15 protein-coding genes are annotated in these 13,880 nt (G+C 44.4%); 7 read left to right on the top strand and 8 right to left on the bottom strand.

Going from position 1 to position 13,880, the window contains the following annotated elements:
- Positions 1 to 96: 96 nt before the first annotated feature.
- On the top strand, positions 97 to 525 hold the full coding sequence (locus tag D1B31_RS19690; RefSeq protein ID WP_118923640.1) for a disulfide oxidoreductase: 429 nt from the start codon (positions 97 to 99) through the stop codon (positions 523 to 525).
- A 2-nt stretch (positions 526 to 527) separates the two neighbouring features.
- Entirely contained in the window at positions 528 to 1,001 is a 474-nt protein-coding gene (locus D1B31_RS19685) for a thioredoxin family protein (protein ID WP_118923638.1), read from the top strand.
- Between the two features lie 104 nt (positions 1,002 to 1,105).
- Here D1B31_RS19685 and D1B31_RS19680 read toward each other — a convergent pair whose 3' ends face one another.
- Positions 1,106 to 1,501 (bottom strand): DUF5365 family protein, encoded by a 396-nt coding sequence (locus D1B31_RS19680; RefSeq protein ID WP_240035359.1) that lies wholly within the window; start codon positions 1,499 to 1,501, stop codon positions 1,106 to 1,108.
- Positions 1,502 to 1,664: 163 nt separating this feature from the next.
- On the opposite strand from D1B31_RS19680, the gene D1B31_RS19675 reads away from it, so the two are divergent.
- Positions 1,665 to 2,585 (top strand): RluA family pseudouridine synthase, encoded by a 921-nt coding sequence (locus D1B31_RS19675; RefSeq protein WP_118923634.1) that lies wholly within the window; start codon positions 1,665 to 1,667, stop codon positions 2,583 to 2,585.
- Positions 2,586 to 2,630: 45 nt separating this feature from the next.
- On the opposite strand, the gene D1B31_RS19670 is transcribed toward D1B31_RS19675, so the two are convergent.
- Positions 2,631 to 2,888, bottom strand: coding sequence for a GlsB/YeaQ/YmgE family stress response membrane protein (locus D1B31_RS19670; RefSeq protein ID WP_118923632.1), 258 nt, complete (start codon positions 2,886 to 2,888; stop codon positions 2,631 to 2,633).
- A gap of 274 nt (positions 2,889 to 3,162) precedes the next feature.
- Complete coding sequence (locus tag D1B31_RS19665; protein WP_118923630.1) at positions 3,163 to 3,990, bottom strand: aldo/keto reductase; 828 nt, start codon at positions 3,988 to 3,990, stop codon at positions 3,163 to 3,165.
- Between the two features lie 277 nt (positions 3,991 to 4,267).
- On the opposite strand from D1B31_RS19665, the gene D1B31_RS19660 reads away from it, so the two are divergent.
- Together D1B31_RS19660 and D1B31_RS19655 are read left to right on the top strand one after the other, a co-directional pair.
- Complete coding sequence (locus D1B31_RS19660; protein ID WP_118923628.1) at positions 4,268 to 4,885, top strand: DUF47 domain-containing protein; 618 nt, start codon at positions 4,268 to 4,270, stop codon at positions 4,883 to 4,885.
- Positions 4,886 to 4,896: 11 nt separating this feature from the next.
- Positions 4,897 to 5,895 (top strand): inorganic phosphate transporter, encoded by a 999-nt coding sequence (locus D1B31_RS19655; RefSeq protein WP_118923626.1) that lies wholly within the window; start codon positions 4,897 to 4,899, stop codon positions 5,893 to 5,895.
- A gap of 47 nt (positions 5,896 to 5,942) precedes the next feature.
- On the opposite strand, the gene aspA is transcribed toward D1B31_RS19655, so the two are convergent.
- Positions 5,943 to 7,385, bottom strand: coding sequence for an aspartate ammonia-lyase (aspA, locus tag D1B31_RS19650; RefSeq protein ID WP_118923624.1), 1,443 nt, complete (start codon positions 7,383 to 7,385; stop codon positions 5,943 to 5,945).
- Between the two features lie 215 nt (positions 7,386 to 7,600).
- Here aspA and D1B31_RS19645 point away from each other — a divergent pair, with 215 nt between their 5' ends.
- Positions 7,601 to 8,215 carry a DNA-3-methyladenine glycosylase gene (locus D1B31_RS19645; RefSeq protein ID WP_118923621.1) on the top strand — a complete coding sequence of 205 codons (615 nt, stop codon included), beginning with the start codon at positions 7,601 to 7,603 and terminating at the stop codon, positions 8,213 to 8,215.
- Between the two features lie 61 nt (positions 8,216 to 8,276).
- Here D1B31_RS19645 and D1B31_RS19640 read toward each other — a convergent pair whose 3' ends face one another.
- The 4 genes from D1B31_RS19640 to D1B31_RS19625 form a co-directional block, all read right to left on the bottom strand.
- On the bottom strand, positions 8,277 to 8,672 hold the full coding sequence (locus tag D1B31_RS19640; protein ID WP_118923619.1) for a cytidine deaminase: 396 nt from the start codon (positions 8,670 to 8,672) through the stop codon (positions 8,277 to 8,279).
- A gap of 20 nt (positions 8,673 to 8,692) precedes the next feature.
- The gene (locus D1B31_RS19635; protein ID WP_118923617.1) at positions 8,693 to 8,863 is read right to left on the bottom strand and encodes a XapX domain-containing protein; all 171 of its coding nucleotides are present in this window, start codon (positions 8,861 to 8,863) and stop codon (positions 8,693 to 8,695) included.
- Between the two features lie 24 nt (positions 8,864 to 8,887).
- Positions 8,888 to 9,562, bottom strand: coding sequence for a deoxyribose-phosphate aldolase (deoC, locus tag D1B31_RS19630; protein WP_118923615.1), 675 nt, complete (start codon positions 9,560 to 9,562; stop codon positions 8,888 to 8,890).
- 86 nt (positions 9,563 to 9,648) lie between these two features.
- Positions 9,649 to 10,605 carry a sugar-binding transcriptional regulator gene (locus D1B31_RS19625; protein ID WP_158587628.1) on the bottom strand — a complete coding sequence of 319 codons (957 nt, stop codon included), beginning with the start codon at positions 10,603 to 10,605 and terminating at the stop codon, positions 9,649 to 9,651.
- Between the two features lie 154 nt (positions 10,606 to 10,759).
- On the opposite strand from D1B31_RS19625, the gene D1B31_RS19620 reads away from it, so the two are divergent.
- Positions 10,760 to 12,943: an MMPL family transporter gene (locus D1B31_RS19620; protein ID WP_118923613.1), complete on the top strand. Its 2,184-nt coding sequence runs from the start codon at positions 10,760 to 10,762 to the stop codon at positions 12,941 to 12,943.
- The last annotated feature ends 937 nt before the right edge of the window (positions 12,944 to 13,880 follow it).

Genomic DNA, 13,880 nt, shown 5'->3' with positions numbered 1-13,880 from the left:
GTCCGTTTTTTCCACATTCGTCAAAATTCGAGCCAGTCCTCCTGATTTGTACAATTCCACTTTTTCCACTAAAATTTAAGAAAAAGGGGTGAAAAGATGGAGAAGGACAACCAAGAGAACATTTTATTTTTTGCATGGGCTGTCTCTATTATTGCACTGTTTGGAAGCCTGTATTTCTCGGAAATCCGTAAATACGAGCCATGCGAACTGTGTTGGTATCAGCGAATCCTCATGTATCCGATGGCACTCCTACTTGGGATTGCGATTGTAAAAAAGGATTACAGGATAGCGGTTTACAGTAAATGGCTATCTGTAATCGGAATGGCTGTATCAGCGTATCATTATTCCCTGCAAAAATTATCTTTCATGGCCGAGGCCGCTCCCGCATGCGGAAGGATTCCTTGCACGGGACAATATATTAACTGGCTTGGTTTTATTACCATCCCTTTTCTTGCTCTCATTGCCTTCACACTTATTTTCGCCTGCAGTATGATTCTATCTAAAAGAGAAAAAGGGGTTCAATAAAAATGAAAAAAATTGTACTATTTCTTGGCATCATCCTTGTTTTATTCGTCGGAATGGCCTACTTGACTGGCAAACAAAATGAGGAAAAGACAAAGGGGAAGAATCCATACGGAGATAAGTCTCTCTTTCCTGAAACAATCGCCCAGCTGGATGACCCAAATTACCAAAATATCATTACGATTGAGAATTTGGAGAAAAAGCTTTCTGCTGGGGAAGATTTAACCGTTTATTTTTACAGCCCGACATGTTCCCATTGCAAAAAAGCGACACCGATCCTGATGCCATTGGCGAAAGAACTTGATATTGAAATCGTTCAGCTCAATGTACTGGAATATGAACAAGCTTGGGACATCTTTCGTATTGAAGGAACGCCGACTTTGATTCGTTTTGAAGATGGCAAGGAAACTGCCAGGGTAACTGGCGGACGGGATAAATCGGAATATCAGGAATGGCTCGAAGCAAATGTCGCAAAATAGAAGAGGCTTAACACAGAAAAAACGCCTGCTCGAGCAGGCGTTTGCTGGTAGATCTGTCCGATAAAAATCGGTTGTTTCAGACAAAGACGGCTTTAATCCTTTGATTACACCAGCAATTGATTGGCGGCAGGCGTGTACATGCTGAATAGTGGTTTAGCATTTTTTTGCACGGAAATGAAAGAGTCATATTCAAATGGGAAACGCAGTCCGTAATATCTTAGATGTTCGGCATTTTTCAGGAAAAGTGCACGGTAATGGTCATTCGGAAGAGGCTCCTCCAAAATAGATATGAGCGTTTGAAGGCTCGCCATGACATAGAAAGCATCCCGCAATGTGCCAAAGGAATCAGCTGTGCTATCCTTATGTAATACTCCTCGCCTGAGAAATCCTTTAATCTCTTTGTCTGTAAAGTACATTGGCAATACATTCGAATAAAAATAATGAATCAGTTCATGAATTTCTTCCTCCTGGCCTGGAGTTGAGGCAAAAACGATTTTCACGTAATAACCACCTTTGTTACAATTGTCATATCGATGTAATATACCATTAGAATAGCACATACAGAACTGTAAAAAGGATGGTAATTTAAACCACGCAATCTAAAAAGCGTAAGCGCCTCGTGACAGGATACACTAAGCTTATTTTTAACAAAGGAGCCATAAAATGCTTGTTACAAAACGGCAAGGAACTTTCATGGAGCTAACCATTCCGGATTTATGGAATGGACTGACAATCGCAGAGATTTTTAAAGTGAAATGGAACGCCCCAAAAAAACTCGTCCACGATTTCCGGATGAGCGGGAGAGTGAAAATTAGAGGGGAAAAAGCAGGATGGGAAACTCCCCTGGCTGCCGGGGATAAAATTCATATCGGGCTCTTTATAGAGTCGCCACCGCTTCTTGAACCTTTTTGCAAGGAAATTGACATTCTCTATGAGGATGACCATTTGTTAATTGTAAATAAGCCGCCATTCATGAATACCCATCCAAACAAGGAAGGCGACCATGATACGTTGCTGAATGCTATGGCTTACCACTTACAGATGACTGGCGAAGGCGCTTCACTCCAGCATGTCCACCGCCTTGACCGGGATACAACTGGCGCAATTCTTTTTGCAAAGCACCCTCTAGCCGGCGCCATTCTTGGGCGGATGCTTGAAGAACGGACCATTCATAGGACCTATATTGCAGGTGTCCATGGAACAGTCCTTAAAAATAATGGGACAATTGAGGAACCAATCGGCAGAGACAGGCATCATCCGACTCGGCGCCGTGTGTCAGCAACCGGGCAAGCTGCACGTACAAATTATAAAGTATTAAAAGTAGATCGTTCCGCAAAGCTTACATGGATTGCCTGCTGGCTCGATACCGGCCGAACCCACCAAATCCGTGTCCACTTCAGCCATATCGGCCATCCACTTGCCGGTGACCCTCTTTATGGAGGAAAACCAATCTTCCCAAGACAGGCTCTCCATTCTGCAAAATTGGCGTTCCCTCATCCGATCACGTTTAAAAACATCGAAGTTAAGGCGCCATTTCTGGATGACCCTCCCATATTTAATGGACTTGACCTTGATAAGATTTAAAACATACCCAAAAAAAGGCCCCCTAATGGGAGGCCTTTCTGTTTGTTAATGGTTTGACCTTCTGAAAGATTTCATAATCAAGCTTAACAGGAAGACAAGGATTACAGCTCCAATTATTGCTGGTATAATCGCAAAGTCTGCTACGTGTGGTCCCCAGTTACCAAAAATCGCTGTACCTAACCAAGCACCTACAAAACCTGCAATAATATTACCTATGATTCCACCCGGAATATCCCTGCCTACAATCATTCCTGCAAGCCAACCGATAATTCCTCCGATAATTAATGCCCAAAGAAATCCCATGTAACTTCACTCCTTGAAAGTAGTTTATAGATAGTAAAGTGCGCCTAACATTAGGCTGCTGCAGCCACAAACAGGAGGTTTAAAACAATTTGTTTTCCTAACTGTTTGTACCTTTAAATTACCCGCATTTATTTAAAATAAACACATAGAAAATCTAACTTACAAAAAAAAGGCAGCAAATCCTTCTTTTTGCCGATTTGCATATGCCGTGAAGTTACGCTTGTTGGAGGGGACAAACGAAGGACAATGTCCTCCGTTTTTTCAATAAGTCCTTTTAGAAATCAAAGTTATCCGGGTCAGCACCGAAACGGGTATTTACGTCAAGGCTATTGATTATTTCCATGTCATCCTTTGAAAGTTCAAAGTCGAAAATATCAGCATTCTCCTGTAACCTTGAGAAATTTACTGATTTCGGTATTACAGCAACGCCATTCTGTAGATGCCATCGCAATATGATTTGAGCTGGCGTTTTACCAGCTTTTTCAGCGAGTGCCGTTAATAGAGGATCAGCAAGAATTCTTCCTCTGGCAAGTGGGGACCAAGCCTGAACAAGTATATTGTTTTTTGAGCAATACTCCCTCAGCTCTTTTTGCGCCAGAGCCGGGTGCAATTCCACCTGATTGACGGCTGGCTTCAAAGTGCTGTGCTTTGCCAAGGCTTCTAAATGGTGAATATTGAAATTGCTCACCCCTACGGCGCGTACCTTCCCCTGCTTGTATATTTCCTCAAGGGCTTTCCATGTCTCAATGTACTTGCCTTTTACTGGCCAATGGATGAGATATAGATCAATATAACCGAGCCCCAACTTTTCCAGGCTTGTTTCAAAAGCATGTAAGGTTGACTCGTAACCCTGGTCACTGTTCCAGACTTTCGTTGTTACAAAAACTTCCTCCCGGGGCAATCCGCTTTTCCTAACAGCTTGTCCGACCCCTTCCTCATTTTGATACATGGCCGCTGAATCAATTAAGCGGTAGCCAAGCTTAAGCGCCTCCGCTACTGTAGCCTCCACCTCTGTTCCTTGTTCCATCTTATAAACCCCCAGGCCAAACCGGGGCATTTCCACTTCATTGTAAAGGCGGGCAGTATTATGGATTGAAAACATTTTTAAACTCCTCCTTTTCTATATGTAAAGTTTACATTTTACAACGCCAACTTGCACAAGATAGCATTAAAACTCTTTCCCGCCGGTTTTATTATCAAAAACAAGGATATATAAAGAAGGAATATATTTATCAAAGATTGCTTATTATGCCCTTTAGTCCCGAATGTTAAGTTTTTGTAAATTTGATGTAAACATCTTTTCTTTTTCGACAAAATTCCTATACAATAGTTTAGCTTAAGTCTTTTGAAACTGGATCAAAAAACGGGGGTTATCCAAAATGGTTTTTAAGAAGAATGACAAGTTTTCTATACTTCTTGCTGAAATTGCTTCAAACCTTAGAGAAAGTGTAAATTACTTTACTGACTATAAGCTAAAAAACGTAAGTGATTTAAGAATTTTTTCTGAAAGTATGAAGGAGTTTGAAACAAAAGGTGATACGTTTGTACATACAGTGATTAAAGAACTGAATGACGCGTTTATTACTCCAATTGAACGGGAAGATATCCTTCACCTTTCGAACAGCATGGACGATGTGCTTGACGGTCTTGAGCACTGCGCGGCACTTTTTGAAATGTACTCGATCACTGATGCGGATGACTACATGCTCCAGTTCACCTCTGCAATCCAGAGCAGCGTGCTGGAAATTGAAAAGGCGATCACACTACTGGCAACGAAAAAATTGCTTCAAATCCGTGAACACGCCATTTCAATTAAGGACTACGAATCAAAATGTGACGGTATTTTGAGACAATCAATCAAGCATCTTTTCTCTGTAGAAAAAGATCCCATCCGGATCATTCAATACAAAGAGATTTACGAGACGCTGGAAGATATTGCCGACAGCTGCCAGGGCGTTGCAAACACACTTGAAACCATCATCATGAAAAACGCGTAAGGAGCTTAACTATGGATGCTGTATTTATATTAACCGTAGCAATTGTCATTTTCGCTCTTACGTTTGATTTTATTAACGGGTTTCACGATACGGCTAACGCAATTGCCACTTCCGTATCAACCAAAGCCCTCAAACCTCGGCACGCAATCATTCTTGCTTCCATTATGAACTTCGTCGGTGCTATGACATTTACCGGGGTTGCCAAAACGATTACGAAGGGGATTGTTGATCCATTTACCCTTCAGAACGGGACTGTCGTCATTATGGCCGCCCTTCTGTCAGGTATTACCTGGAACTTGCTCACCTGGTATTATGGGATTCCAAGCAGTTCATCCCATACGTTAATCGGTTCAATTGCAGGGGCGGCTATTGCTTCTTCAGGATTTCAAACCATTGAATACCAAGGCTTCCTGAAAATCCTTGAGGCTCTTATTTTCTCGCCAATCCTTGCCTTTGTTGTTGGATATATTGTCTATACCATTTTTAAATTTGTCTTTAAAAACGCCAATCTGACCAAGACAAACCGCAATTTTCGGTTAATCCAAATTGGAACTGCCGCGCTGCAGTCATACACTCATGGAACGAACGATGCTCAAAAGGCAATGGGGATCATTACAATGGCCCTGATTGCCAATGGTTATGTAGACACAGCCGATATTCCCTTCTGGGTCCAATTGGCTTGTGCGACTGCGATGGGATTAGGTACATCTGTCGGCGGGTGGAAGATCATTAAGACAGTCGGCGGTAAAATCATGAAAATCCGCCCAATCAACGGAGTCGCGGCAGATTTAACAGGAGCAGCGATTATCTTTGGTGCTACGTACATTCACCTTCCTGTCAGCACCACGCATGTTATTTCTTCTGGAATCCTTGGTGTGGGTGCGTCTCACCGCTTAAAGGGCGTGAAATGGGGTACTGCGCAGAGGATGCTGATTACGTGGGTGATTACACTGCCGATTTCAGCTTTGATAGCGGCGACCTTCTATTATATTTTGAATATTTTCTTATAAATAAACGGCATCTTCCCCGCGGAAGATGCCTTGTTTTTTTGCAAAAATTATACTCCGATTAAGTCCTTCTTCTTTAACAGTTCTTTTCCTGAAATTCCTGGGTCTGTCATTTCAAATGGATGGAGGATGGCATCGAGTTCGTCTTCTGTCAGTACTTGCCTTTCAAGGCAAAGCTCTCTGACTGACTTCCCCGTCTCAATGGCTTCCTTGGCAATGGATGCGGCTGTTTCATAGCCGACATGTGGGTTAATTGCCGTAATGATTCCTACGCTGTTGTTTACGTATTCCTGGAGCCTTTCTTTGTTCGCTTCAATGCCTTCAAGGCAATACTTACGGAAAACATCAAACACATTGGTCATGATGTTAATCGACTGCAGCAAGTTAAAGACAAGCACCGGCTCCATGACATTCAATTCGAATTGTCCAGCTTCTGAAGCAAGACAAATCGTATGGTCGTTGCCGATGACCTGGAAAGCGACCTGATTCAGCACTTCGGCCATAACCGGATTCACCTTACCTGGCATAATGGACGACCCTGGTTGGCGTGCCGGAAGCACGATTTCCCCTAGCCCTGCCCTTGGTCCGGATGCCATCATCCTCAGGTCATTTGCGACCTTAGACATATTCATCATGCATACCTTAAGTGCAGAGGAGACTTCAAGGTAACAATCAGTATTTTGTGTGGCATCGACAAGATGCTCCGCTTTTACGAGCGGAAAACCGCTATTTTGTGCAAGATAGCGCACGACTTTGTCAATATATTCGGGATCCGCATTCAGGCCTGTCCCTACAGCGGTCGCACCCATATTCACTTCAAATAGATGTTGGCGCGAATTCCTTACCCGCTCAATATCACGCCCCAAGACGCGGGCATATGCCTGGAATTCTTGGCCAAGCCTGATCGGCACTGCATCCTGCAAATGCGTTCTGCCCATTTTAATCACATCATCAAATTCCTTCGCCTTAACCTCGAATGCCGCATTCAGCGCCTCCATGTTTTGCAGCAGTCCCCTAAGGGAAGATAGTACAGCGATATGGATCGCTGTCGGAAAAGCATCGTTCGTTGATTGAGCCATGTTTACATGTGTATTTGGGCTAATCGTTTCGTAATTGCCCTTTTCTTTGCCTAGAAGCTCAAGGCCCCTGTTGGCAATGACTTCATTCGCATTCATATTGACAGACGTGCCAGCTCCGCCTTGAATTGGGTCGACAATGAATTGGTCATGCCAGTGCCCTTCAATGACTTCGTCTGCCGCCGTAATAATTGCATCCGCTACCCTTGGATCAAGCTGGTTCGTATCCCTATTGGCCATAGCCGCTGATTTCTTGACTATTGCTAGCGCTTTAATAAGACTGGGATCAATTGTATACCCCGTGATTGGAAAGTTTTCCACTGCACGGAGAGTCTGAACTCCGTAATAGGCTTCTGCCGGGACTTCCTTTTCCCCCAGGAAGTCATGTTCAATTCTGTACTCTGTCATCTTGCTCATTTCGTCCGCCCCTTTGTTTATGCCTATCGTTGTTACTTCTTTAACATATTTATTATACCTTATATAGGGGTTGAAAATCAGGGATATTCAATGACAAAAAGCCCCTTTGCGGCATGCTGGCCTTTAACTTATTGGATCACCTTCCTAATTCCCCTGATTAATCACTTGAATAAAGGGGAATTGTTTTAAAAACAGCATTTTTGTGGAGGAAGATTATGAAGTTAGACATTGGAGGGAAAAATGGGCCGTCTCTGGCTCCCCTTGCCCAGCCATTTTTTGAACAGCCAACATTGGAGCTTGCCCGCTCCCTTCTCGGTTGTATTTTGGCAAAAGAAACACCTGAAGGGCTGACAGCCGGCTATATCGTTGAAACTGAGGCCTACATAGGCCCTGGTGACCGCGCTGCCCATAGTTATATGAACCGGCGGACAAAGCGGACAGAAATTATGTTCGGGGAATCCGGTTTGGTTTATACATATGTCATGCATACCCATTGCCTTGTCAATGTTGTCAGCGGAGGGATTGACAATCCGGAGGCTGTCCTGATCAGGGCACTTGAGCCTGTTTACGGAGAGGCCTTGATGCATGAACGGAGAGGCGTTTTGGAAACGGTCAAACTGACGAGCGGACCGGGGAAGCTGACAAAGGCAATGGGGATTACGAAAGAGGATTATGGCAGGAAATTTACCGAACCGCCGCTTTTTATCGCAAAGGGGTTTCCCCCTGAGGCCTTTTCCACCGGCCCACGGATTGGAATTGGCAACTCAGATGAAGCGAAGGATTACCCATGGCGTTTTTGGGTTACAGGGAACCCGTTTGTTTCGAGATGACCTAATAGAAAATGTAAGAGCCGACTCGGGGGCCGGCTCTTGTTTTGCAAAGAAGAATCATTTATTCGAGGTCTTTAGGCAGGAAAGCCCCTGGCAGAATGTCCTCAGAATGGACCTTTAAGACGTCGCCTTTCAGATTCGTGAGGATGATGTCCATTTCAGGGCCGCACAGTTCGGCAATGACTTGGCGGCAGGCACCGCATGGCGAGCATGGCCTGTCTGTATCAGCGACGACAGCCATCGCTGAAAACTCTGTCACACCTTCTGAAATCGCTTTAAAAATAGCGGTCCGCTCTGCGCAATTCGTCATTGGGTATGCTGCATTCTCGATGTTGCAGCCGCGGAATACCCGGCCGTCCTTTGCAAGAAGAGCCGCTCCAACCCCGAATTTCGAATAAGGGATATACGCCATTTCCCTCGCTTTAATCGCTTCCTTAATCAAGTCCTTTTCGTCCACCCTGTCCACTCTCCCGTTAGCTAGCTTTGTAATAATTTAAACATCCATTCGAATACAATTCCGCCAAAATACACGCCGAATACACCTACAACTGCTGATAAAACCGGAGGAGCGGGCAGGGGTAGCTTGAAAAATTTGAAAACTACCCCTACAAGCATGCCGGCTACTAGTGCCAAAATGACTTCTTTCATCTCATACCCTCTTCACTTGATGGTTTAGTATGAATTACTCGATGTTTCACCTTTTACGATAGATACTCCTGAGCTTGCGCCAATCCTTGTTGCCCCTGCTTCAATCATCTTCAAGGCATCCTCACGGCTTCTGACTCCGCCGGAAGCCTTCACGCCGATATCCGGACCGACTGTTTTCCTCATCAGGCTGATATCCTCGAACGTTGCGCCAGCTGTGGAAAATCCTGTAGAGGTCTTGACAAAATCAGCACCGGCTTTAACAGCCAGTTCGCAAGCCTTTACTTTTTCATCGTCCGTCAGCAGTGCCGTTTCGATGATTACTTTTGTCAGCGCCTTCCCTTTCGCCGCATCGACAACCGCACGGATATCACGCTCAACAAGCTCCTCATTTCCATCTTTGAGTGCCCCTATGTTAATGACCATATCCACTTCTGTTGCGCCATTTTCAATAGCGTCCTTTGTTTCGAATGCTTTCGTTTCAGGTGTGCTGGCGCCAAGTGGGAATCCAATGACAGTGCACACTTTTACTTCCGGCGCATCCTGTAGCAATTCTGCCGCCGTTTTTACCCAGGTAGGGTTTACACAGACCGATGCAAATTGGTATTCTTTCGCCTCTTCAGCAAGCTTCGTAATTTCATCTTTTGTCGCATTCGCTTTTAATAACGTATGATCAATCATTTTTGCAACCGTTTTTGACATGTTAACAACCTCCTATTAATTCCTAATTCAACTATATCAAAAAGGGCGAACATTTGTAAAAGCATTTATGAACAAATGTTTAAGTTTTATTTTTCCAACGATTCGGACCTTTCGATTAAGCTTTGAGCTGTAACATGATCTGTAATCAGCACATTTGTATATTTCCCTTTTAATGCCCCGAAAATGCCATCAACTTTATTCTGGCCTCCTGCGACGAGAATGGAATGCTCCTTTCCCTTTAAGTCCTCAAGATTGATGCCGAGAGTCCGTTCATTTAGACTTTCATTGCAAATCTTGCCGTCCTTATCGAAAAAGCGCGAACAAATATCGCCGGCCGCTTTCCCATACAAGGTGTCGAGATCGCTTTTTGAAAAATAGCCAAGCTGGAAGAGAAGCGCTTCTTCCTTAACCGGACCAATCGTAAACATGGCGATATTCGCTTTCTTGCCAAGTTCGAGTATTTTCCTAATATGCCTGTCCGCCTCCATCGCCTGCTTCACAACCGGGTGATCGACAATCGCCGGCAGCGGCAAGTGATGTGGAGCCGTATTGAACGCCTTCCCGAACAAATAGAGGATTTCAGAAGCGTACGTATTTGTTTCCGAGTGGCTGACCCCGCCTTTTAGCTGGACAACCTTCACATCTTTTACTGCCTTCTGCTTCAGTTCAACAGCTACATGGTGTAGGGTTGTTCCCCACGTCACGCCAATCGTATCTCCGTCCTGTACGATTTCATGAAGGTAGCCTGCCGCGACTTCACCAAGAAATGTTTTAATAATATTTCCCTCGTACTGCGGAATCGAAACAACGATGGCTTTTTTCAGCCCGAATCTCTCCTCAAGTGCGGCAGACAGGTTTTCAACGTTCTCTGTAGGGTCTTTGATCGTAATTTGGACAATGCCCTCTTCCTTTGCCGTTTGCAGAAGCCGGGAAACCGTCGGCCTGGAAACACCGAGCACTTTTGCTATATCATGTTGGTTGTAGTCTAAAAGATAATAAAGCTTGGCCGCTTCTATTATTTTGGCCAGTTTTTCTTTTTCCAAATAAATCACCCGCATCCTAGTCATAGCTTTATTTTACCAAAAAGGAATGGTGAATGCGGCATTCCAATTTATTTCATCATTCTGTTTAAAAATTCAGCTAAAATTGCGTTTAAATATGAAAGAATGAGTATAAGGGAGAGTAGAAAAGGAGGTCATGGGTTTGGGTAGGCTCGGACGGCTTGCAGATCAATATAAATTTTCGGTATTGGCGGTATGGGTGGCAATCATTGTTTTTTTCGCATTATTTGCCTTCAAGCTTCCATCTGTATTAAGCGGTAATGGTTTCGACTACGAAGGGACATATAATGAAACAAGGGACATCCTTGAAAAAGACTTTGGGCAGCCGGAATCAACCGTCATTCTTCTTTTTGAGAAAGAAAAAGGAGTGCCGGAACAGGAATGGCATGCTTATATTCAGGATACTTTTAAACGGCTTAAAAAGGTCAAATCTGCTTCAAGCGTGACATCCCCTTTTGAAATGGAAGGGATGTTCAAGGGAAATTACGCCTATGGAGTCATTTCCTATGATAAAGATGCGGGCAGCCTTGCAGATGAAATCCGCGAGTTAAAAACTTTTTTGAAAAGTGACAAGGGCATCCGTGTCAAAATGACCGGAGAGCCGGTAATAGTAAAAGACTTGAATGAAGCAAGCCAGAAGGATCTTGCCCGGGCGGAAATGATTGGCCTCCCGATTGCATTAGTTGTTTTAATTCTTGCATTTGGCGGCCTCGTCGCTGCTTCCATCCCTCTGATTATTGGGATCGTCTCCATTTTAACGACGATGGGCATCATGTATTTCTTCAGCTATACAGCAAATTTATCGATTTTTGTTTTAAATATAGTCCCGATGATTGGGCTTGCATTAAGTATCGATTTCGCGCTGTTAATTATTAACCGATATAAGGAAGAACTGCAGACGAAATCTGTACGGGAAAGCATTGAAATAACAGTTGCAACTGCTGGCAGGGCAATCATTTTTTCTGCATTATGCGTCTTTATCGGGCTGTCGGGACTTCTGTTCATCCAAATTGATATATTCCAAAATGTCGCTCTTGGCGGCATGGTCGTGGTATTCGTATCTGCACTTTGCGCCGTTACGTTTCTGCCCGCTTTCCTGTCGCTCCTAGGCGAGCGAATCCATAAATTTACTCTCATTAAACCTGGCAAGAATAAGAAGAGCTGGTGGCATTCTTTTGCCAAAACGGTCATGAAGCATCCAGTTATCATGATGCTCGCGGCTTTCGCCATCCTGATTGCTTGCCTTATTCCAGCCATGGATATGCGGCTGACGATTCCTGGGACCGATTCACTGCCAAAAAATGTTGAGTCCAGAGTTGCTTATGAAACATTCAGAAAGGAATTCCAGCCAGAGGACAAACGGGACTATCAAAAAATCACCGTTGTGTTTGAAGCAAATGGAAGGATGGTAGATGAGGAGAATCTGGATGCGGCTAGTAAGGCGATTGCCAATTTGGAGGACAGCAAACTAGTCAATTCCATTGAATCAATTTTCACCGCCACCGGGATTTCAAATGGAGTGGAATATACACAAGCCAAGATCCTGTCTTCGGGTGAGGCAGCAGCGGCTCAAAAGTTTGCCATGGCTGAGGAACATTTTATCAAGGAAAATAAGATGCTTGTAAATGTCTTTTTGAAGACAGGGGAGCATTCGAACAAAGCCCGGGCATGGGTAAGGGAGTGGTCTGAAAAGGACTATGGTCTCAAAACTTACTTCGGCGGACACATCAAATTTGAACAGGAAATCTTCGATGAAATCTATGAAAAAGCACCATACGGATTGGCATTAATCTTTCTTTCTACGTTTATCATACTGATGATGGCGTTCCGTTCGATTCTGATTCCACTAAAAGCCATCTTAATGAATGTGCTAAGCCTTGGCGCGACTTTCGGGATTGTCGTCTACACTTTCCAACAGGGGCACTTGGGGACGGAGCCGGTTGATATCGCCCTCATCCTGCCTGTCTTTGTTTTTTCGCTCGTCTTCGGGCTGTCAATGGACTATGAGGTGTTCTTGATTTCGCGTATTCAGGAGTTCTATCTTGAGACTGGTGACAACAGCAAATCAACAATCCTTGGGCTGACAACAACAAGTAAGATTATTACATCCGCAGCGGCCATCATGATTGTCGTAACCGGCGCTTTTGCCTTTACCGGTGTAATGCCTGTGAAACAGCTTGGAGTCGGGATCGCGATTGCGATTTTCATTGATGCAACACTCGTCCGGATGGTTCTCGTCCCGTCGCTGATGAAGCTGCTGGGCGACTGGAACTGGTGGTTTTTTGGGCACGGAAAGAAGAAAGTACAGCGAGAGAGCTAGTGATAGTGCCGGGTGCTTTTTTGCTTGAAATCATGAACTAACGAGCCTTCGCAATCAGTATCGGTTGTTTTTGCAAAGAAGGGTTGGTTCCATGGGACAGGAGAGCTATAAAAACCCTGTGTTCTTGTCGCATATGAAGGCTCTATGCGACTGGAATCCTGAAAAAACCCGGGGCGGTATCGCATAACGAAGCTCTATGCGACACAAATCCGGTAAAAAACCGGAGCGGTGTCGCATAACAAGGCTCTATGCGACACAAATCCAATAAAAACCCGGGGCGGTGTCGCATAACAAGGCTCTATGCGACACAAACCCAGTGAAAAACCGGGGCGGTGTCGCATAACAAGGCTCTATGCGACAGAAACCCATTAAAAATCTGGAGCGGTGTCGCATAACAAGGCTCTATGCGACACAAATCCAGGAAAAAACCGGGGCGGTGTCGCATAACAAGGCTCTATGCGACACAAATCCGGTAAAAAACCGGAGCGGTGTCGCATAACAAGGCTCTATGCGACACAAATCCAGTAAAAACCCGGAGCGGTGTCGCATAACAAGGCTCTTTGCGACACAAACCCAGTGAAAACACGGGGCGGTGTCGCATAACAAGGCTCTATGCGACACAAATCCAGTGAAAACCCAGGGCGGTGTCGCATAACAAGGCTCTATGCGGCAGAAACGAAGTAAAAATCGGGATGGTTGTCGCATAACTAGCTTCTAAACGACCTCAGAATAAAAAAACCAGACGGTGGCGGCGAGAATCGGCGCTTGGTGGTTTCCTAAACAATAAAAAAAGTGCCTGCTCCCTCTCATTGATATGCTCCCCTTAAGGTAGACAGATTAAAAAATAAAAATCTGTTTACTTTAAGGGGAGTTTTTATTATGTCAAAAAGGGCACTTTCCCTCCAAGATAAAATCAAAATCATTCATGCATACGATA

The sequence above is a fragment of the Neobacillus notoginsengisoli genome (assembly GCF_003515685.1).
In the GTDB taxonomy this organism is placed as follows: domain Bacteria; phylum Bacillota; class Bacilli; order Bacillales; family Cytobacillaceae; genus Bacillus_D; species Bacillus_D notoginsengisoli.
Note: the sequence above shows the minus strand (reverse complement) of the source record. Positions and strands in the feature narration are given on the sequence as shown.

What these genes read in the sequence shown, in the direction of transcription:
- D1B31_RS19690 (WP_118923640.1), top strand. Translation starts at nt 97, where the DNA reads ATGGAGAAGGACAACCAAGAGAACATTTTATTTTTTGCATGGGCTGTC.
- D1B31_RS19685 (WP_118923638.1), top strand. Translation starts at nt 528, where the DNA reads ATGAAAAAAATTGTACTATTTCTTGGCATCATCCTTGTTTTATTCGTC.
- D1B31_RS19675 (WP_118923634.1), top strand. Translation starts at nt 1,665, where the DNA reads ATGCTTGTTACAAAACGGCAAGGAACTTTCATGGAGCTAACCATTCCG.
- D1B31_RS19670 (WP_118923632.1), bottom strand. Translation starts at nt 2,888, where the DNA reads ATGGGATTTCTTTGGGCATTAATTATCGGAGGAATTATCGGTTGGCTT.
- D1B31_RS19665 (WP_118923630.1), bottom strand. Translation starts at nt 3,990, where the DNA reads ATGTTTTCAATCCATAATACTGCCCGCCTTTACAATGAAGTGGAAATG.
- D1B31_RS19660 (WP_118923628.1), top strand. Translation starts at nt 4,268, where the DNA reads ATGGTTTTTAAGAAGAATGACAAGTTTTCTATACTTCTTGCTGAAATT.
- D1B31_RS19655 (WP_118923626.1), top strand. Translation starts at nt 4,897, where the DNA reads ATGGATGCTGTATTTATATTAACCGTAGCAATTGTCATTTTCGCTCTT.
- aspA (WP_118923624.1), bottom strand. Translation starts at nt 7,385, where the DNA reads ATGAGCAAGATGACAGAGTACAGAATTGAACATGACTTCCTGGGGGAA.
- D1B31_RS19645 (WP_118923621.1), top strand. Translation starts at nt 7,601, where the DNA reads ATGAAGTTAGACATTGGAGGGAAAAATGGGCCGTCTCTGGCTCCCCTT.
- D1B31_RS19635 (WP_118923617.1), bottom strand. Translation starts at nt 8,863, where the DNA reads ATGAAAGAAGTCATTTTGGCACTAGTAGCCGGCATGCTTGTAGGGGTA.
- deoC (WP_118923615.1), bottom strand. Translation starts at nt 9,562, where the DNA reads ATGTCAAAAACGGTTGCAAAAATGATTGATCATACGTTATTAAAAGCG.
- D1B31_RS19620 (WP_118923613.1), top strand. Translation starts at nt 10,760, where the DNA reads ATGGGTTTGGGTAGGCTCGGACGGCTTGCAGATCAATATAAATTTTCG.